Source organism: Algibacter aquimarinus (genome assembly GCF_039543265.1).
Taxonomy (GTDB): domain Bacteria; phylum Bacteroidota; class Bacteroidia; order Flavobacteriales; family Flavobacteriaceae; genus Algibacter_B; species Algibacter_B aquimarinus.
This window is the reverse complement of sequence record NZ_BAABJK010000002.1, coordinates 407,692-425,989: the sequence shown is the minus strand read 5'-3', so window position 1 is coordinate 425,989 and position 18,298 is coordinate 407,692. Positions and strand designations below refer to the sequence as shown.

Annotated in this window: 20 protein-coding genes; 9 read left to right on the top strand and 11 right to left on the bottom strand. The window is 32.0% G+C overall.

Features of this window, described 5'->3' with window-relative positions; all coding sequences use genetic code 11:
* Positions 1 to 15: 15 nt before the first annotated feature.
* The 5 genes from gyrB (at position 16) to secDF (ending at position 8,159) form a co-directional block, all read left to right on the top strand.
* Positions 16 to 1,965 carry a DNA topoisomerase (ATP-hydrolyzing) subunit B gene (gyrB, locus tag ABD939_RS01615; protein ID WP_345163785.1) on the top strand — a complete coding sequence of 650 codons (1,950 nt, stop codon included), beginning with the start codon at positions 16 to 18 and terminating at the stop codon, positions 1,963 to 1,965.
* A gap of 150 nt (positions 1,966 to 2,115) precedes the next feature.
* Entirely contained in the window at positions 2,116 to 3,132 is a 1,017-nt protein-coding gene (locus ABD939_RS01610; protein ID WP_345163782.1) for a DUF6588 family protein, read from the top strand.
* 240 nt (positions 3,133 to 3,372) lie between these two features.
* Positions 3,373 to 4,299, top strand: a complete 927-nt coding sequence (gene mdh / locus ABD939_RS01605; RefSeq protein WP_345163778.1) for a malate dehydrogenase — start codon at positions 3,373 to 3,375, stop codon at positions 4,297 to 4,299.
* 66 nt (positions 4,300 to 4,365) lie between these two features.
* A complete protein-coding gene (locus tag ABD939_RS01600; RefSeq protein WP_345163775.1) occupies positions 4,366 to 4,980 on the top strand; it encodes a hypothetical protein in 615 nt (204 codons plus the stop codon).
* Positions 4,981 to 5,165: 185 nt separating this feature from the next.
* Positions 5,166 to 8,159, top strand: coding sequence for a protein translocase subunit SecDF (gene secDF, locus ABD939_RS01595; RefSeq protein WP_345163772.1), 2,994 nt, complete (start codon positions 5,166 to 5,168; stop codon positions 8,157 to 8,159).
* A 260-nt stretch (positions 8,160 to 8,419) separates the two neighbouring features.
* Here the strand turns inward: secDF and ABD939_RS01590 are convergent, their stop codons facing one another.
* From ABD939_RS01590 to ABD939_RS01565, 6 genes are read right to left on the bottom strand one after another with little or no spacing between them, the layout of a single operon-like run.
* A complete protein-coding gene (locus ABD939_RS01590) occupies positions 8,420 to 8,578 on the bottom strand; it encodes a VOC family protein (protein WP_345163769.1) in 159 nt (52 codons plus the stop codon).
* 14 nt (positions 8,579 to 8,592) lie between these two features.
* The gene (locus tag ABD939_RS01585) at positions 8,593 to 9,081 is read right to left on the bottom strand and encodes a DUF192 domain-containing protein (RefSeq protein ID WP_345163766.1); all 489 of its coding nucleotides are present in this window, start codon (positions 9,079 to 9,081) and stop codon (positions 8,593 to 8,595) included.
* Positions 9,082 to 10,011 (bottom strand): prolipoprotein diacylglyceryl transferase, encoded by a 930-nt coding sequence (lgt, locus tag ABD939_RS01580; protein ID WP_345163762.1) that lies wholly within the window; start codon positions 10,009 to 10,011, stop codon positions 9,082 to 9,084.
* A 54-nt stretch (positions 10,012 to 10,065) separates the two neighbouring features.
* Positions 10,066 to 11,193: a peptidylprolyl isomerase gene (locus ABD939_RS01575; protein ID WP_345163759.1), complete on the bottom strand. Its 1,128-nt coding sequence runs from the start codon at positions 11,191 to 11,193 to the stop codon at positions 10,066 to 10,068.
* 1 nt (position 11,194) lies between these two features.
* The gene (gene gldI / locus ABD939_RS01570; protein ID WP_345163755.1) at positions 11,195 to 11,740 is read right to left on the bottom strand and encodes a gliding motility-associated peptidyl-prolyl isomerase GldI; all 546 of its coding nucleotides are present in this window, start codon (positions 11,738 to 11,740) and stop codon (positions 11,195 to 11,197) included.
* Entirely contained in the window at positions 11,733 to 12,752 is a 1,020-nt protein-coding gene (locus tag ABD939_RS01565) for a DHH family phosphoesterase (RefSeq protein ID WP_345163752.1), read from the bottom strand. Before ABD939_RS01565 ends, gldI begins: the two co-directional genes overlap by 8 nt.
* Before the next feature lie 87 nt (positions 12,753 to 12,839).
* Between ABD939_RS01565 and ABD939_RS01560 the strand changes: the two genes are divergently transcribed.
* Positions 12,840 to 13,259, top strand: coding sequence for a nucleoside-diphosphate kinase (locus tag ABD939_RS01560; protein WP_345163749.1), 420 nt, complete (start codon positions 12,840 to 12,842; stop codon positions 13,257 to 13,259).
* Positions 13,260 to 13,339: 80 nt separating this feature from the next.
* Here the strand turns inward: ABD939_RS01560 and ABD939_RS01555 are convergent, their stop codons facing one another.
* From ABD939_RS01555 to recF, 5 genes are all read right to left on the bottom strand, one after another.
* Entirely contained in the window at positions 13,340 to 13,531 is a 192-nt protein-coding gene (locus ABD939_RS01555) for a cold-shock protein (protein WP_345163746.1), read from the bottom strand.
* Positions 13,532 to 13,695: 164 nt separating this feature from the next.
* Positions 13,696 to 13,887: a cold-shock protein gene (locus tag ABD939_RS01550; protein WP_042242688.1), complete on the bottom strand. Its 192-nt coding sequence runs from the start codon at positions 13,885 to 13,887 to the stop codon at positions 13,696 to 13,698.
* Positions 13,888 to 13,987: 100 nt separating this feature from the next.
* On the bottom strand, positions 13,988 to 14,284 hold the full coding sequence (locus ABD939_RS01545) for a DciA family protein (protein WP_345163743.1): 297 nt from the start codon (positions 14,282 to 14,284) through the stop codon (positions 13,988 to 13,990).
* A gap of 226 nt (positions 14,285 to 14,510) precedes the next feature.
* Positions 14,511 to 14,939: a DUF1330 domain-containing protein gene (locus ABD939_RS01540; RefSeq protein ID WP_345163740.1), complete on the bottom strand. Its 429-nt coding sequence runs from the start codon at positions 14,937 to 14,939 to the stop codon at positions 14,511 to 14,513.
* Positions 14,940 to 15,162: 223 nt separating this feature from the next.
* Complete coding sequence (gene recF, locus ABD939_RS01535) at positions 15,163 to 16,242, bottom strand: DNA replication/repair protein RecF (protein WP_345163737.1); 1,080 nt, start codon at positions 16,240 to 16,242, stop codon at positions 15,163 to 15,165.
* Between the two features lie 137 nt (positions 16,243 to 16,379).
* On the opposite strand from recF, the gene ABD939_RS01530 reads away from it, so the two are divergent.
* The 3 genes from ABD939_RS01530 (at position 16,380) to ABD939_RS01520 (ending at position 18,297) form a co-directional block, all read left to right on the top strand.
* Positions 16,380 to 17,153 carry a tetratricopeptide repeat protein gene (locus tag ABD939_RS01530; protein ID WP_345163734.1) on the top strand — a complete coding sequence of 258 codons (774 nt, stop codon included), beginning with the start codon at positions 16,380 to 16,382 and terminating at the stop codon, positions 17,151 to 17,153.
* A gap of 1 nt (position 17,154) precedes the next feature.
* Complete coding sequence (gene ribH / locus ABD939_RS01525; protein WP_345163731.1) at positions 17,155 to 17,640, top strand: 6,7-dimethyl-8-ribityllumazine synthase; 486 nt, start codon at positions 17,155 to 17,157, stop codon at positions 17,638 to 17,640.
* A gap of 372 nt (positions 17,641 to 18,012) precedes the next feature.
* On the top strand, positions 18,013 to 18,297 hold the full coding sequence (locus tag ABD939_RS01520; protein ID WP_345163728.1) for a riboflavin synthase subunit beta: 285 nt from the start codon (positions 18,013 to 18,015) through the stop codon (positions 18,295 to 18,297).
* Position 18,298 lies beyond the last annotated feature (1 nt).

Below are 18,298 nucleotides of genomic sequence, written 5' to 3'. Positions count from 1 at the left end.
GATAAAATATAGAACATGAGCGAAGCAAAAGAAGAATTTAATAAGCATAATTATTCAGCAGATAGTATTCAGGCACTAGAAGGTATGGAGCACGTGCGTATGCGTCCATCGATGTATATTGGTGATGTTGGTGTGCGTGGATTGCACCATTTGGTGTATGAAGTTGTAGATAACTCTATTGATGAGGCTTTAGCTGGGCATTGTAATAATATTACGGTGATTATTAATGAGGATAACTCGATTACTACAGAAGATGATGGACGTGGTATTCCTGTTGATATTCATAAAAAAGAAGGCGTTTCTGCACTTGAGGTTGTTATGACCAAAATTGGAGCTGGTGGTAAGTTTGATAAGGATTCCTATAAAGTTTCTGGTGGTTTGCACGGTGTTGGTGTAAGTTGTGTAAATGCATTGTCCGCCCATCTAAAAGCTACAGTTTACAGAAATGGTAGTATTTACGAGCAAGAATACGAGCGAGGTAAAACATTATATCCTGTAAAGACTGTAGGAGAAACCGATAAACGAGGAACTACAGTAACCTTTAGACCAGACCCAACTATTTTCACACAAACCTTAGAGTATAGTTATGATACTTTAGCTAGTAGGTTACGTGAATTGGCCTATTTGAATAAAGGTATTACCGTTCATCTTGTTGATAGAAGAAATAAAAAGGAAGATGGTGAATTTGAAGGAGAAACATTTCATTCTGATGAAGGTTTAAAGGAGTTTATTAAGTATTTAGATGCTACACGTGAACCTTTAATGAAAGATGTTATCGCTTTTGAAGGCGAGAAGAATGGCGTGCCTGTTGAGGTTGCTATGATTTATAACACATCTTATGCAGAGAATTTACATTCTTATGTGAATAATATTAACACGCATGAAGGAGGAACTCATTTATCTGGTTTCCGCCGTGGATTAACGCATACATTAAAGAAGTTTGCTGATAATTCTGGAATGTTAGATAAATTAAAATTTGACATTGCTGGTGATGATTTCCGTGAAGGATTAACGGCAATTATTTCCGTAAAAGTTCAAGAACCACAATTTGAGGGGCAAACCAAAACTAAGTTAGGTAACCGTGAAGTTTCTGCTTCAGTAAGTCAAGCTGTTTCTGAGATGCTTACTGATTATTTAGAGGAACACCCTGATGATGCTAAAACTATTGTACAAAAAGTAATTCTTGCAGCTCAAGCGCGTCATGCAGCTCAAAAGGCTCGTGAAATGGTTCAACGTAAAACGGTAATGAGTATTGGTGGTTTGCCAGGAAAATTATCTGATTGTTCTGAGCAAGACCCTGCAAAATGTGAAGTATTCCTTGTAGAGGGAGATTCGGCAGGTGGAACAGCAAAACAAGGTAGAGATAGAGCGTTTCAAGCTATTTTACCATTGCGCGGAAAAATTTTAAATGTTGAAAAAGCCATGACTCACAAGGTTTTTGAAAATGAAGAGATTAAAAATATTTTTACAGCACTTGGTGTAACTATTGGTACGGAAGAAGATAGTAAGGCTTTAAATCTTTCAAAATTGAGATATCATAAAGTAGTAATTATGTGTGATGCCGATATAGATGGTAGTCACATTGCCACTTTAATTTTAACGTTCTTCTTTAGATATATGAAGGAGTTGATTGAAAACGGACATATATATATTGCAACACCACCATTATACTTGGTAAAACGTGGTGCTAAAAAGCAGTATGCGTGGTCTGATGCAGAACGAGATGCGATTGTATCTGAGTTTGGTGATGGATCTAAAATTCAACGTTACAAAGGTTTAGGTGAAATGAATGCAGAACAACTTTGGGATACAACTATGAATCCAGAGTTTAGAACTATGCGTTTAGTTCAAATAGATAACGGAACAGAAGCTGATAGAATATTTTCTATGTTAATGGGTGATGAAGTTCCACCACGTAGAGATTTTATTGAAAGGAATGCTATTTATGCTAATATTGATGCTTAAATAGAATAATAACTTAATATAAAATAACCTTGGCATTATTATGTCAGGGTTATTTTTTTTGCATAATATATCGTTTAAAAGCACATTTTATCGATAAAAAGTTCTTTCGTATGATTTTTTTTATATTTTTGTAAAACCAAATCTATAAAAATGAAAAAGTTTATATTACCAATCTTGTTATGTGTAGCAACAATTTCTTCAAAAGCTCAAAATGATTTAGATGCTTTACTTGCTGCAGGTGTAGAAGACGCTCAACGTTTTGCTAACGATTATTTAATGCCAGGAACAAATGGTTTAATGCACAGTATGAATGCCAATTGGTTTAATACAGCAGATGCTAAGCCACTTGGAGGTTTTGAAATTTCAATAATAGCAAATGCGTCACTTATAAGCGATGAAAACAAAACGTTTTCGTTAAACACAAATGACTATAATAATATTCAGTTTGCACAAGGCGCTAGCACGCAAATGGTTGCCACAGCTTTAGGCGAGAATGATCCAGAAGTAATTGTAGAGTTAACTTACGATGATCCAATTTTTGGAAATCAAACACAACAAATTTCATTACCGACAGGAATTGGCTCAGAAAGTGCAAACATGTTGCCAACAGCATTTATACAAGGTGCTTTAGGTTTAAGTAAAGGTATTGAAGTTAAAGCACGTTTTGTTCCTAAAATTGATACGGATGATGTAGATTTTAGTATGTATGGTGCAGGTTTACAAATGGAATTTACTAAATGGTTACCAGCAGATAAATTGTTGCCAGTTGCAATTTCTGGTTTAGTAGCTTACACACATTTAAGCGGAGAATATGATTTAACAGATTCCTCTGGAATACAAGGTGAAAATCAAAGATTAGAAAATGATACCAATACCTGGTTATTTCAACTTATAGCATCAACCAAAATGCCTGTTATTAATTTTTATGGTGGTTTAGGCTATATCAAAGGTAAATCAGAATCAGACATGTTAGGTACTTACAGAATATCTAATGGAATCATAACTACAGAGGACATTGTAGACCCTTTTTTTGTATCTAGTGATGTTTCTGCAGTAAGAGGTACAATAGGCACAAAACTTAAACTTGGATTTTTTAGACTAAATGCAGAATATCATTTATCAGATTTCAATGCATTTTCAGTTGGTATAAATTTTGGTTTTAGGTAATAGCAAAGTAAAAATTACAGAAAAATATTTTTATAATAAATAGTTTAGTTTTAGTTAGTTTTTTTTGAATAATTAGTTGTTTTAAAAGTGCAAGATTTAATCTTGCACTTTTTTCATTTACAGCATATAAATTTGTAGTTTTGCATGACTTTAATCATATTCTTTTAGTAATTAAACTAAGAGATTTGTATCGTTAAATTTAAAGATTATTTCATTTCTAAAACTATAAAAAATTAACTTATGAAAGTAACAGTTGTAGGAGCAGGAGCGGTAGGCGCAAGTTGTGCAGAATATATTGCTATTAAAGATTTTGCTTCGGAAGTCGTTTTATTAGATATTAAAGAGGGATATGCTGAAGGAAAAGCCATGGATTTGATGCAATGTGCATCTTTAAATGGTTTCGACACTAAAATTACAGGTATCACAAACGATTATAGCAAAACAGCAAATAGCGATATTTGTGTTATTACATCTGGTATTCCTCGTAAACCTGGAATGACCCGTGAAGAATTAATTGGGATTAACGCAGGTATAGTAAAAGCAGTGTCATCAAGCTTATTAGAGCATTCTCCAAACATGATTCTTATAGTTGTAAGTAACCCAATGGATACCATGACATACTTAGCTCATAAATCTCTTGATATTCCAAGAAATCGAATCATAGGAATGGGTGGTGCTTTAGATTCTGCACGTTTCAAGTACAGATTAGCAGAAGCTTTAGGTGCGCCAATTAGCGATGTAGATGGTATGGTAATAGGTGGACATAGCGATACTGGAATGGTTCCGTTAACAAGTCATGCAACAAGAAATAGTGTAAAAGTATCTGAATTTATTTCAGAAGAACGTTTAGAGCAAGTTGCTGCTGATACTAAGGTTGGAGGAGCAACACTTACTAAATTATTAGGTACTTCTGCATGGTATGCTCCAGGAGCTGCGGTAAGTGGTTTAGTTCAGGCTATTGCTTGCGATCAAAAGAAAATGTTCCCATGTTCTACTTTGTTAGAAGGCGAGTACGGTTTAAATGATATTTGTATTGGCGTGCCAGTAATATTAGGAAAAAATGGTATTGAAAACATAGTAGATATTGAACTTAGTGATGCTGAAAAAGCTCATATGCAAGCTAGCGCAGAAGGTGTTAGAAAAACAAACGGATTATTAGACGTTTAATACTCTAAAACATATATTTATATAAAGACTGTAGAAATACAGTCTTTATTTTTTTATATTTGGCGCATGAAAATTAAATGGTACATAAGTGCTTTAATTATAATAGTAACCTTTTTTGGGCTATCTCAACAACCTATTTCTAATCCAAATCAAGAAATTGTTTTAAAGTTTGAAAATGTTGAGTTAACAAAAGAAGATACCCAAGTTACGATTGCAATTTTAAAAGAAGAATTGCAAAATGTTGGTGTAAATAATTTTAAGGTTACCGAGAATGATAAAGGTACACTTAAAATAAAGTATTACAGTGATGCCAATGTTGCCGTGATAAAACGTATTCTATCAAAGAGAATAAGATCTAAATTAGGTGCTTCTGATGAAGACAAGGAGGAAGAATCTGAATACCCTTTTAATCAAGATTCAGAAAGTTATAATCTTGATATTTATGAATTACAAAATGGAAACGAATCTGAATCAGGTTTAAACGGCACCTTTGTTTTAGAATTTAAAGTTAAATCAGATCGATTTTCAAAACCTACAAATAATACTTCTCAAAAAAGTACCGATTATTTGTTAATCGATGCTAATGTAAAAACAAGTCTAAAAACTTTTAACACTATTGCTTTGGTAATACATGATGGCTTGTATCATGTTCCTGAAGTTAGAGCAGGCCCTGTTTGCTAAGGATAATTATAAGTTAGTTATCTTACTTTCCAGAATATAAATAAGATTAAATTATCTGTCTTATTGTAGCTTTAGTTTAACAAGTTAAAGCTTATAAAATTTCAATTAAAAATAAAAATTGTCAAACTTAACGACAAACTCTATATTTGCTCGTTTTAAAAATTTGACATAAAATAAATTATAAAATGCAAAACAAAGGATTAGTAAAATTATTTGCGATTTTGTTTGGTTTGGTAAGTATTTACCAATTATCGTTCACATTCAAAGCGAATCAAATAGAAAGAAATGCAGAAGAAATAGCGATAAATAAAATTCCAGAAACAGAGGAAGGTTATCGTGCTTTAAGGAGTATTGAAGAATCAAATTACCTGGAGTCTATTGCCACAGATACTGTATTTAATATCGGTATTGCAAAATTCACTTATAATGATGTGAAGGCTAAAGCCATGAATCTTGGTTTAGACCTTAAAGGTGGTATTAATGTTATTCTTCAGGTATCAGTAAAAGATATCTTAAAAGGATTAGCCAACAATACCAAAGATCCGGTATTTAATAAAGCTTTAGATGACGCTACTGAGCTTCAGAAAAATAGCCAGAATACTTATTTAGAAGATTTCTTTATAGCCTTCGATGCTATTAAAGGCGATACGAAATTAGCTTCACCAGATATATTTTACACCAAAGAATTAGATGGTGAAATTAATGGTACAATGAGTGATGATGAGGTAAAAAGTATCATAGAAACTAAAATAGATGAGTCTATTGTTTCAGCATTTGAGGTATTACGTAAACGTATTGATGAGTTTGGGGTAACATCTCCAAATATTCAACGTTTGGGAACTTCTGGACGTATTTTGGTTGAATTACCTGGTGTAAAAGATGTAGAAAGAGCTACAGGTTTATTACAGAGTACAGCACAGTTAGAATTTTGGGACGCTTATAAAGGTGAGCAATTCTTTCCATTTTTAGCTCAAGCTAATGAAACTTTAAAAGATATAGTTTCACCTAAAACAGAAACTGAGGAACAAGAACCACAAGATTCTGAAGATGCAGATGCAACAGATTCAACTATTGATGACCTTTTGGGTGATGCTACCACAGATTCTACAGCAGTAGAAACTGTTAATCCAATTTTCGATTTAATTAGAGGACAAGGTTTTCAAGGTGGTCCAGTAATTGCGAGATTTGAAAGTAAAGACAAAGAAACTATTCTTGATTATCTAAACAAACCACAAGTAAGAGCATTACTTCCTGCAGAACAACGCTATGTTAAGTTTGTTTTTGGTAAGCCAGAGAAAGATAGCGAGATAGTTGATTTATATGCACTTATTGGAAATAGAGATAATGTACCACAACTAAGTGGTGCTGTAGTTACAGATGCTAGAAACCAATTTGGACCTACTGGAAAATCAGAAGTATCAATGCAAATGAATGCAAAAGGTGCCAAGATATGGGAGGAAATGACCGGTAAAGCTTATAACCAACAAAGTCAAATAGCAATTGTTTTAGATGATGTTGTGTATTCTGCGCCAGGTGTAACAACAGGGCCAATTGCTGGAGGTAGTTCTTCAATTTCTGGAGATTTTACTTTAAACGAAGCAATCGATTTAGCAAACGTGCTAAGAGCAGGTAAATTACCTGCGTCTGCAGATATTATTCAAAGTGAAGTTGTTGGTCCGTCTTTAGGACAAGAAGCAATTGATAGTGGTACAACATCATTCTTAATTGCATTAGCATTGGTATTAGTATGGATGATTTTTTACTACGGAAAAGCTGGTGGTTTTGCTGATATTGCAATGATATTAAACATACTTTTAATCTTTGGTATCTTATCAGGATTAGGAGCTGTATTAACACTTCCAGGTATTGCAGGTATTGTATTAACAATTGGTATGTCGGTTGATGCGAACGTTCTTATTTTTGAGCGTATTCGTGAGGAGCTTACTAAGGGTAAAGGCCAAAAAGAAGCTATTCAGGATGGGTTTAGCAATGCCTTATCATCAATTTTAGATGCAAATATTACAACAGGTTTAACCGCCTTAATTTTATTTATTTTCGGAACAGGCCCAATTAAAGGATTTGCAACTACCTTATTAATTGGTATTGGTACATCTTTATTTACTGCAATTTTCATCACTAGATTACTAGTTGACTGGTATGCAAATAAAGGTGGTAAATTAGATTTCTCAACTGCAATTACTAAAAACCTTTTCAGAAATATTAGTATCGAATTCTTAAAGAAAAGAAAGGTAGCTTATATTATTTCTGGAGCTTTTATACTATTAAGCTTAGGGTCGTTATTTACAAATAAATTAGATCAAGGAGTAGATTTTGTTGGTGGTAGAACTTACCAAGTGCGTTTTGCTCAGGATATTAGTGCTTCCGAAATTACCGATTTATTATCTCAGCCTGAAGTATTTGGTAGTGCTGATGCTAAAACTTTTGGTGATGCAAATCAGTTAAAGATTACCACTAAATATAAAGTAAATGAAACTGGAGCAGAGGTAGATGAAGAAATAAGAACATCGCTTTATACGGCTTTACAACCTCATTTAGAGGGGATGTCTTATGATGAATTCATAAGTGATAGTGATACTAAAACTATCGGTTTAATGAAATACTATAAAGTGAGTCCAACCATTGCAGATGATATTAAACAAGCGTCTTTCTGGGCTATTTTAGGGTCTTTAATTGTAGTATTCTTATATATCTTAATACGTTTTAAAAGATGGCAATTTTCATTGGGTGCTGTTGCAGCAGTATTTCATGATGTGTTAATTGTATTAGGAATCTTCTCATTAACATACAAGTTTATGCCATTTAATATGGAGATAGACCAAGCGTTTATTGCAGCGATTCTTACTGTAATTGGTTACTCTTTAAATGATACCGTGGTTGTATTTGATAGAATTCGTGAATTCTTTAACGAACACGCAAGTTGGGACTTTAATAAAGTTGTTGATGTATCATTAAGTAGTACATTAAGTAGAACATTAAATACCTCTTTAACAACATTAGTAGTGTTACTAGCAATCTTTATTTTTGGTGGAGATTCTATTAGAGGCTTTATGTTTGCCTTAATTGTTGGTGTTATTGTAGGTACGTATTCATCATTATTTATTGCAACACCTATTATGTACGATTCTGTGAAGAAATTAGAAGATAAGAAAAAAGACTAACTCAAATTTTTCTTTATTTAAAGCCTATTAGCTAATGTTAATAGGCTTTTTTATATTTATAAATCTTCAAACTATGAAAATGGATTATTATTTAGGTCATAGAAGCCAAATTCGTTAGTTCCCCAATTGGTTTTCAATTTTAGTTTGTCTTTTTTTACAGTGTCTCTCTCAACAAATTCATTAAAAATTGGCTCTATATTTTTAACAAAAAGTTTAATTACTGAACCTCCGAGTAAAGGGTCTTCATCTATATCAGCATGCTATTGTAAATGGATACAAAATTCATCACGCTTAATAACTGCATACATAGTATCTTTTTGAATAAGTTTAAACCCCATTTGCTTTTCATACCATTCAACATCTCTATTAATATCTTGACTTGGCATTACGGGAGATATTTCTAGAAACTTAGTTTTCATTACGATATAATTTTTTAGAGAGAAATGATGTAACTTATGCTGTCCTTAACAGAAATGTCCCAAGAATCAACCAAACCTGTATTAATCTCTAAAACATATTTAGCTGGTGCATTTGAAGGAAGTGAAGATTCATCAAACGGTTTAGCATTCTTTTGAAAACTCACTATTTTTTTATTAGAATTTATAAAGATTAAATCTAAAGGAATTCGTGTATTTTTCATGTAAAAAGAGCGTGGTTGATCATCATCAAAAACAAATAGCATACCTTGTTTGGTTTGCATAGTGTTTCTGTACATTAAACCAGTTTGTATATCAAAATCTGTGTCAGCTATTTCAATATCTATAACAACTTGTGTAGAATCCGATTTAAAAATGGTGAGTTCACCTTCTTTTTTAAAAGAAACTTCAGTTTGCTTTATTACTTTTTTATCTTCTTTACATGAAGCAAGAATCACAATTGTGAAAAGTAAAATCAGAATTCGATTAATACTTTTAAAACCCATTTATTTTCTTGCAGATTTAGGTTTGTAAACAAACATAAAATATAGGCCTATTATAATGAATGGGATACTTAACCATTGCCCAGTATTTAATCCATACCAGTTTATATATTCATCACCTTGAGGTTCTTTAACACGTTCTACAAAGAAACGAATCGTCCAAAGCAACACTAAAAATAACCCGAAAAGAAAACCTGTTTGGTCTTTTTTAGAAGTTTTCGAATAGAAATACCACAAAATTAAAAAGACAAATATATATGAGAATGATTCGTATAACTGTGCAGGATGACGATAAGGAACTGCCTCTAATAATTCAGCAAACTGTGGGTTTTCTGTTACGGCAGCATAAGCTTTTTTGGCGTCCTTTATTCCTGTAAGCTGAGTTATTTGACTTTTATAATATTCGTCTTGGATGAAGCGAACACCTAAGTTAGAGTTGGTCACTTTTCCTATAATTTCTGAATTGATAAAATTTCCAATTCTAATAAAAACAGCTCCTGAAGCTACTGAAATTACAACGCGATCTAGAATCCAGAGTAACGATTTATAATTGTATTTTTTTCGATATAAATACATACCAATAATAATACCTATAGCAGCCCCGTGACTTGCTAGTCCTTGAAAACCTGTGAATTCAAAACCTCCTTTAAATTTAAAAGGCAAGAAAATACTAAAGAAATCATCACTTATTAATTCTGATTGATAAAACAAAACATGGCCCAACCTAGCACCTAGCATAGTTGCTAAAACGGTGTATATGAAAAGTGGGTCTAAATAATCTAAAGATATTTTCTCTTTTGTGAAAATACGTTTCATTATATACCAACCTAAAATAAACGCTATTACCCACATCAGGCTGTAAAAATGTAGTTTGAAATTTCCAGCAATATCTATTCCTGTTACAGGATTCCAATCAAATTTTAATAGTTGCATAGGGTTTATTTTTATGGTAAATAGAATAGCAAAATATTAATAGTTCTTTTAAAATTATTTAACGAGTTCTACAATTTCTACTTCAAAAACTATATTAGATTTCCCTGGAATACCTCGATTTCCAGCCTCTCCGTATGCTAAGTGATATGGGATGAACAACGTTGCTTTATCTCCAACACTTAGTTGTTGTAAACCTTCTTTAAAGCCCGCAATCATTTGTGCATCAGGACCAATATCACAGGTTATGGGTTGGTAACCATCTTTTTCTTTCCTTCTTTCATTTACAACATCTAAAGCTTCCGCTGTTTCAAGTTTACTTGTTTCTAATAGTTTTCCGTTTTCAAAATATACAGCATAATGTGTTATAACTTGAGCGTCATTTGGTAATTTTTCTCCTGTGCCTTTTTTAGTAATTAAATACTGTAAACCAGAAGGAAGAGTAGTGGCTTTTTCTTTTTGTTCCAAAAATCTTGCCTTAGTTCTTTTTAAAATGGCCTCAGCTTTTGCTGCCTTTTCTTTCTCTAAGCGTTCAGCTTCAGCAAAATGGTTTATAAATATATTGGCAGCATCAAACTTTTTGGCTTCTTTGCCTTTTCTAATAATATTTAATTCTTCAATTACAACGTCTAGAGCGGGCTTGCTACCATTAACGGTTTTAACATTAGAAATAGAATCTTGTATATCAATACCAAGAACTAATTCACCAAAAACACTATGTTTATTATCTAAATGTGGTGTTGGTTTTTCTGTTATAAAAAATTGACTTCCATTTGTTTTAGGTCCGGAATTTGCCATAGAGAGCACACCAGGTTTGTCATGTTTTAAATCTGCATGAAATTCGTCCATAAACTTATATCCGGGGCTTCCAGAACCTGTTCCAGTGGGGTCACCTCCTTGTATCATAAAATCATTAATTACACGATGAAAAATAATACCGTTGTAAAATTTTTTCCCTTTATAGGCACTGTCAACCATGGTATTAGTGCCCTCTGCTAACGATACGAAGTTCGCCACAGTTACTGGAGTTTTTTTGTAACTTAATTTAGCAACCATTATACCTTTATTGGTAACAAATTCGGCATAAATCCCATCTTCAAGATCTGGATATTGGGCTTTACACGAAGTGAAATTAATAACTAGAATTAAGGTGAAAATTTTAAATGCTGTTTTAAATAGGCTCATTTTAATTATTCTGATTTTGGGTTATTGAGTTTACAGTTACTTTACAAATTAAAGGTGTGTTTCTGCCAATTTTATCTTCATCACCATAGTAGCCATAGGCTTTTTGTGAGGGAAATATAAAAGTTACAGTTTCATCGGGTTTCATTAGTTTTAAGCCTTCCCTTAAGCCAGTAAAAAGCTCTTGCTTATCCATAGCGTAGGTTTGCGTTTTAATAGTTTCCTCAGAATATATTAAGCTGCCATTTAAAGCTTTAACATTGTAGTTATAGTTTATAATATCTCCAAATTTTGGAGTTTGTAAAGAATCAATTTCAGTTTTAGTGTTGTAATAATACCAAAAACCACTTTCAGAGGCGATGTAATCGTTCTCTTGAGCTTCCATAATTTTATTTATATCTGCTTGTTCTTTGGCGTTAAGCTTTTTGTTTCTTTCTACCGAAGCATCTATAAAAGAACCTGATTGAGATGATACAGGTTTTCTAGCTTCAGGTGTTTTACAACTAAAAACGGCTATTAGAATTAGTGCAAAAATTAAAAATTTATTCATTATTTAGGGCTTTACTATAGCTAGGCAATATACTAATAAATTTTTCAATTGTGGCTTGAAGAGGTAGGAGACTTCTACCTCCTGCTGCGTTTGTATGACCACCGCCATTAAAGTGAGCTCGTGATATTTCGTTTACCGAAAAGTCACCCTTTGAGCGCAAAGATATTTTTATAATACCCTCTTGTTTATCTTCAATAAATATGGCAGCTAAAACAATGCCTTCTAATGAGAGGCCATAATTTACAACACCTTCGGTATCACCTTTCTTGTAATCGTATTTTTGTAACTCTTTTTGAGAAAGTGATATGTAAGCTGTTTTAGATTCTGGAATAATTCGGAGGTTATTAAGTGCACAGCCTAATAATTGTAATCTATTAAAGCTGTTCGAATCGTAAACATGGGCATGAATAGAGGTATTATCAGCTCCTTTTTCAATAAGTTGCGCCACAATTTCATGTGTTTTGCTTGTTGTAGATCTAAACCTAAATGAACCTGTATCTGTCATAATTCCAACATATAAACAAGTAGCTATGTTGGTGTCAATTGAAGATGTGTCTCCTAACATATCAATAAAATGATAGATCATTTCGCAGGTTGAACTCATACTTACATCACTAAAAGTATAGGTTGCATAATCATCTGGAGCTTGATGGTGGTCAATCATTATTTTAAGCGCATTGCTTTCAGATAATACAGTTTCCATATTTCCGGTTCTATGAAATGCATTAAAATCTAGAGTGAAAATGATATCAGCTTTTTCTATCAAAGCATTACATTCATTAGTTTGCGTGTCATGTTTTAATATGGTGTTTTCTCCAGGAACCCATTTTAAAAAATTAGGGTAATCGTTTGGAGTTATAACTTGCGCATCATGGCCTCCTTTTAAAAGATAATGGTATAAACCTAAAGTAGAACCAATAGCATCGCCATCAGGATTTTTATGTGGAACAATTACAATCTTTTTTTTAGTGGCAAGAAGGTGCTTAATGTCAGTGATATCTTGTTTCGTCATAGGTAGCGAATATACAATTTTTTAAAATTGGTTTAGCTTGTTTTTAAATAGAAATAGATTACTTTTGCACGAAATAAAATTAAAAAAATGGCAACAAATAGAACATTTACAATGCTAAAGCCAGATGCTGTTGAGAAAGGACACATTGGTGCAATATTAGAAAAAATTTCAGCTTCAGGTTTCAGAATTGTAGCTATGAAATTAACTCAAATGACAACAGCAGATGCGAAAGCATTTTATGCAATACATAGTGAGCGTCCATTTTATGGCGAGTTAGTGGAATATATGACACGCGGACCAATAGTAGCGGCTATTTTAGAAAAAGAAAATGCGGTTGAAGATTTTAGAACTTTAATTGGAGCAACAAATCCTGCTGACGCAGCTGAAGGTACTATTAGAAAAATGTTTGCAGATTCAATTAGTGAAAATGCAGTACATGGAAGTGATAGTGATGATAACGCAGCTATTGAAGGTGCTTTTCATTTTTCTGGAAGAGAGCAGTTTTAAGGAAAAATTGTTTACATAAAATAAAAAAACCGCAACATAGTTGCGGTTTTTTGTTTCAATAATGTTAACTAGTATATATATTAAACTACTTTTACATTTACTGCGTTTAAACCTTTTCTTCCTTCTTGTAAATCGAATTCTACTAAATCGCCTTCGCTAATTTCATCGATTAAACCAGAAATGTGAACAAAATGTTCTTTTTCTGAACCTTCTTCAATAATAAATCCGAATCCTTTTGAATCATTGAAGAATTTTACTGTTCCTTTACTCATTGTTTTTTAAATATTAAATTAATTACTAATTGCTATACAAACTTAATGCCAAATATTAATAAGCTACTTAACAGTAAGTTATATGACCAAAAGGTAATAAATAAAAAAAAGTCTGCCAAAATAAATTAGCAGACTTTTAAGTTGTAATTGTTAAAGTATATATCTTAGATTACTTTTACGTTTACGGCGTTTAATCCTTTTCTACCTTCTTGTAGATCGAATTCTACTGCGTCACCTTCACGAATTTCATCGATAAGTCCTGAAATGTGTACGAAATGTTCTTTGTTGTTGTCATCTTCAACGATGAATCCAAATCCTTTAGAATCGTTGAAAAATTTTACGGTACCTTTACTCATTGTATTTGTATTAAAATAATAATTAAGCGCCAAAGGTAACTTAAATAATAATAAGTTGTTGGTTTTAATTAATTTTTTTATAATTAATTGATAAAGCTAATTATCTTAAAATCAGTTTTTTAATAATTTCTTTTCCTAGTTCTTCGTTAAGCATATCAATTATCTTTTGTTTGCCGTAGCTTAATTCTTCTCTTAAAACACTAGAACTTAGCTGAACATAAAGGGTATTTCGATCTAAACTTACCGAAGTCGTATAGTTATTAACGCCGTTTCCCATAAGTTTTACCCAAGCATCTGCTACATTAACTTTGTTTAATCCTTTTTCAAGTTTGTTGGTTTCCACAAATTCTTTTAAGGCATCAGATATACTTATATGTTCGTTGTTACGTTTTGGCATAGAAAGGTAAAATTATACTTTTTAAATTGAAATTTATTTTTTTAAGTTTCGTTTAACGGACTTGGGTATGAAGCATGGCGTGCAAAAAGACACTAACTTTTCGGATAAACACAGAGCCGAATTTTAATTTTCTCTTTTTAAAAGCCAAATATTTAATTTTGCGGACTTTGCAAACAAACACAAACCTCGAAGTTAAGCACTTGTTAACTGTTTTTTATACACCGTTTTAGGTGTAGTTTTTTATTTCAGTTGAGGGCAACAATCGAGAATCTTCCAATCCAGCAGTTCTATGTCCAGCATTTTTTAAATAATCTTCGTTTTGTGCAAATTCCATAAATTTCACAACAGATTCGTGCTCAACTATCAAAATTGCATCCCATTTTTCAGATTCAGGTCCTATTAAAAAATCGTTGCTTTTTCCGTAATAGATTATTCGACTACCTGCTTTTTTTAATTCAGGCAAAGTGTTTTTTATATAAAGTTTATAAGCTTCTACTCCGCTAATTATTTCGTCAGGTTGTATTTGTTCTAAATTTTTATAGTCGGCTTTTTCTCGAAATTTCAATAAGTTTAGCATAACTATTTTTCCTTTGTCATGAAAGTCCTGATAAAATTTCTTTCCAGATTCAGGATTTGCACCTATATATTTCTGCATATTGTTTCCGTTTTAAAGTATATAAATCCGTTTTAGTGGTTTATATACATCGGTAAACGAAGGTAGCTGAAAATTTTTGCAAAGTCAAGTAATAAAAGAAATCGATATTACAAATTTACTACTAAGTAATGCTAGCTAAATTTCAAAAAAATAGCTATAAATTGTAAATTTTAGTTAAGTAACATTGATTGAAAAATAGTTGTAAATTTTCGTTGAAATAGCATCAAAGTTTAAAAACCTCATAGCTCTGGTGTACCTGTTTTACTGCATTTTCTGTGCGTTCTGCATGTGTGTCGCTAATAAAAAGTTGTCCGAAGTTCTCATCATCTACTAATTTAATAATTTGAGATACACGTTGTTCATCTAACTTATCAAAAATATCATCTAAAAGCAAAATAGGGTTTACACCACTTTGCGCTTTTATGAAATCGAATTGCGCCAATTTTAATGCTATTAAAAATGATTTTTGTTGTCCCTGACTTCCAAATTTTTTAATAGGGTAACCTGTAATATTAAAATTTAAATCGTCCTTATGAATACCAACACTTGTGTATTGGAGCGCCTTATCTTTATTTACAGCTTTTTTTAGAAGTGTATTTAAATCATCATCAAATAAATGGCTATTGTAAATTAAATCTACATTTTCATGACCATTACTAATAGCTTCGTAACGCGATTTAAAAATAGGTACAAATGCTTTTAAAAAGTCGTTTCGTTTTTTAAAAATATTGGAGCCATAATCATTTAGCTGTTCATTGTAAACCTCTAAAGTATCATTGTTAAAAGTGTGGTTTAAAGCAAAATATTTTAGTAAAGCATTACGCTGCGCTAGTATTTTGTTGTAATTAATTAACTGATTTAAGTAGCTTTTGTCGCTTTGCGAGATAACACTATCAATAAATTTTCTTCTGGTATCGCTACCCTCAATTATTAGGTTTCTGTCTGCGGGAGATATTATTACCAAGGGTAAAAAGCCTATGTGTTCGCTAAATTTTTCATAAGCTTTTCCATTGCGTTTTATTACTTTTTTTTGCCCTCGTTTTAAGCTAATGGCTACTTTTTCGTTTTTTTCTTCTTTATTATAATTTCCATTAATTACAAAAAAATCTTCATCATGTTTAATGTTTTGTGTAGCAACAGGATTAAAATAACTTTTGCCAAAAGATAGGTGGTAAATAGCATCTAAAACGTTTGTTTTTCCAATACCATTATTACCAACAATACAGTTTATTTTATCATTGAAAATGAACGATTTACTATCGAAATTCTTATAATTGAGTAATGAAAGTGATTTTAAAATCATACAAAAAGCAACTTAAAGGGCGTTTAGAGGCTAAACTCTTAAAAAGAAGTGCAAATTATTGAAAAATATCAAATAAATACCCTTTTAATTATGAAGAAAAATTATATTTTTGCGCCACATTAATTAGAACCTATATAATGGCAACATACAAGAAAAAATACAAACCAAAAACTAAAGTAGAAAAAGAGCAGAATATTGAGGACGGATCTACAACAGCGGAAGTTTTTAATACATTAGACGAAACGGCTTCAAAAACCGAGGCATTTGTTGAGAAAAATCAAAAATACATTTTCGTAATCATTGGAGTTGTGGCATTAGTTGTTTTAGGAACTTTAGGATATAAAGAGTTTATACTTAAGCCAAAGCAAACGGCGGCAATGAATGATATGTTTCAAGCCCAAAAATATTTTAACGATGCTGTTTCGGGTGCAAATACTGCAAAAGACTCATTGTACAATTTAGCTTTAACTGGAGGAGAAGGTAAATTTGGAATGTTAGATATTATTGAAGAGTATAGCGGAACACCATCTTCAAATTTAGCCAATTACTATGCAGGTACTGCATATTTAAGGTTGAAAGATTATAAAAATGCCGTAGAGCATTTAAATAATTTTAAAAGTGATGATGAGATTTTAGCCCCATTAGCTAAAGGTAATATTGGTGATGCTTTTGTTCAGTTAAACCAATCTGAAGATGCTTTAGATTATTACGAACAAGCTGCTAACATGCGCGACAACGAATATACTACGCCAATGTATTTATATAAGGCCGGTGCTATTGCTTTAGATTTAGGGCAAGCCGATAAAGCCTTGAAGTATTTTGAGAGAATAAAGGAAGAATATCCAAATTCTACAGAAGCTTCTACAGTAGATGTTTTTATAGGTAAAGCACAAGTTTTAGCAAATAAATAAAATGGCTACGGTAAATAAAAATTTATCAGACTACGATAAAACAACAATCCCAAACGCGAGTAAATTTCGGTTTGGGATTGTTGTTTCTGAGTGGAATGATACTATAACTGAAGGTCTTTACCAAGGCGCATATGATGCCCTAATTGAAAATGGTGTATTACCAAATAATATAGTACGTTGGAATGTACCAGGAAGTTACGAGCTTATTTATGGAAGTAAAAAAATGCAAGAGCAAATGGTAAACGTTGTTATTGCAATTGGTAGTGTAATACAAGGAGAAACAAAACATTTTGATTTTGTTTGCGAAGCCGTTTCTCAAGGCATAAAAGATTTAAATGTTATGCGTGAAACACCTGTTATATTTTGTGTGCTCACAGATAATACTATGCAACAAGCTATAGAGCGTTCTGGAGGAAAACATGGTAACAAAGGAACCGAGGCTGCCATAGCTGCTATAAAAATGGCTGAGTTACGTAAAAACGCTTAGTTTACTTTATATTGCTTTTTACAAACTTAAAGTAAAGCAAACTTCTTTTTTTGTTAACAATTTTTAGCATTCCTATTCTTAGTATCTGCCTATTTTTAAGTATTTTTGAGAGATAAGCATTAGTATACTTTGTTTAAGCAACGTAAAAATAAAACCTTTAATTACCAGTCTAGATTTTCTAAAGAAAATGGTCTCGAGTCTGATTTAGAAGCAACAAAACAAAGAGATTTTATTTCTAAATGGAAACGAAGTAATAAACCAAAAACTAGAAGTGCCATGTCTATGCGTACATTAATCTTTATTTTGGTATTATTATTGATTTGTATGTATGTATTAGAAAAAAGATACATGTAACTTAAAAGCTTAGAAATTATGGGAATATTAAAACTTCGTAAAAATAAAAAATTTAGTTATACCCCTCGTTATTACGATGATAAAGGGCATGGTAATCCATATGAAATTAAGCATAAATTTGATGAATTTAGAACCACTGTTGGAAGCAACCCAGGGCTAAAAGGAAAAATTACTAATGCCTTAGATGAATTAAAGAATAACAAAGACAAAGCAGCAAACCGACGTATACTTATTATTGCAGCTATGCTTATTTTAGTGTTTCTTTTTATCATCGATTTCGATTTATCTATATTCTTTTCTTAAT

What these genes read in the sequence shown, in the direction of transcription:
- gyrB (WP_345163785.1), top strand. Translation starts at nt 16, where the DNA reads ATGAGCGAAGCAAAAGAAGAATTTAATAAGCATAATTATTCAGCAGAT.
- ABD939_RS01530 (WP_345163734.1), top strand. Translation starts at nt 16,380, where the DNA reads ATGGCAACATACAAGAAAAAATACAAACCAAAAACTAAAGTAGAAAAA.
- secDF (WP_345163772.1), top strand. Translation starts at nt 5,166, where the DNA reads ATGCAAAACAAAGGATTAGTAAAATTATTTGCGATTTTGTTTGGTTTG.
- ABD939_RS01560 (WP_345163749.1), top strand. Translation starts at nt 12,840, where the DNA reads ATGGCAACAAATAGAACATTTACAATGCTAAAGCCAGATGCTGTTGAG.
- gldI (WP_345163755.1), bottom strand. Translation starts at nt 11,740, where the DNA reads ATGAATAAATTTTTAATTTTTGCACTAATTCTAATAGCCGTTTTTAGT.
- lgt (WP_345163762.1), bottom strand. Translation starts at nt 10,011, where the DNA reads ATGCAACTATTAAAATTTGATTGGAATCCTGTAACAGGAATAGATATT.
- ABD939_RS01540 (WP_345163740.1), bottom strand. Translation starts at nt 14,939, where the DNA reads ATGCAGAAATATATAGGTGCAAATCCTGAATCTGGAAAGAAATTTTAT.
- ABD939_RS01585 (WP_345163766.1), bottom strand. Translation starts at nt 9,081, where the DNA reads ATGGGTTTTAAAAGTATTAATCGAATTCTGATTTTACTTTTCACAATT.
- ABD939_RS01575 (WP_345163759.1), bottom strand. Translation starts at nt 11,193, where the DNA reads ATGAGCCTATTTAAAACAGCATTTAAAATTTTCACCTTAATTCTAGTT.
- ABD939_RS01550 (WP_042242688.1), bottom strand. Translation starts at nt 13,887, where the DNA reads ATGAGTAAAGGTACCGTAAAATTTTTCAACGATTCTAAAGGATTTGGA.
- ABD939_RS01520 (WP_345163728.1), top strand. Translation starts at nt 18,013, where the DNA reads ATGGGAATATTAAAACTTCGTAAAAATAAAAAATTTAGTTATACCCCT.
- mdh (WP_345163778.1), top strand. Translation starts at nt 3,373, where the DNA reads ATGAAAGTAACAGTTGTAGGAGCAGGAGCGGTAGGCGCAAGTTGTGCA.
- ABD939_RS01565 (WP_345163752.1), bottom strand. Translation starts at nt 12,752, where the DNA reads ATGACGAAACAAGATATCACTGACATTAAGCACCTTCTTGCCACTAAA.
- ABD939_RS01545 (WP_345163743.1), bottom strand. Translation starts at nt 14,284, where the DNA reads ATGCCAAAACGTAACAACGAACATATAAGTATATCTGATGCCTTAAAA.
- ABD939_RS01610 (WP_345163782.1), top strand. Translation starts at nt 2,116, where the DNA reads ATGAAAAAGTTTATATTACCAATCTTGTTATGTGTAGCAACAATTTCT.
- recF (WP_345163737.1), bottom strand. Translation starts at nt 16,242, where the DNA reads ATGATTTTAAAATCACTTTCATTACTCAATTATAAGAATTTCGATAGT.
- ABD939_RS01555 (WP_345163746.1), bottom strand. Translation starts at nt 13,531, where the DNA reads ATGAGTAAAGGAACAGTAAAATTCTTCAATGATTCAAAAGGATTCGGA.
- ABD939_RS01590 (WP_345163769.1), bottom strand. Translation starts at nt 8,578, where the DNA reads ATGAAAACTAAGTTTCTAGAAATATCTCCCGTAATGCCAAGTCAAGAT.
- ribH (WP_345163731.1), top strand. Translation starts at nt 17,155, where the DNA reads ATGGCTACGGTAAATAAAAATTTATCAGACTACGATAAAACAACAATC.
- ABD939_RS01600 (WP_345163775.1), top strand. Translation starts at nt 4,366, where the DNA reads ATGAAAATTAAATGGTACATAAGTGCTTTAATTATAATAGTAACCTTT.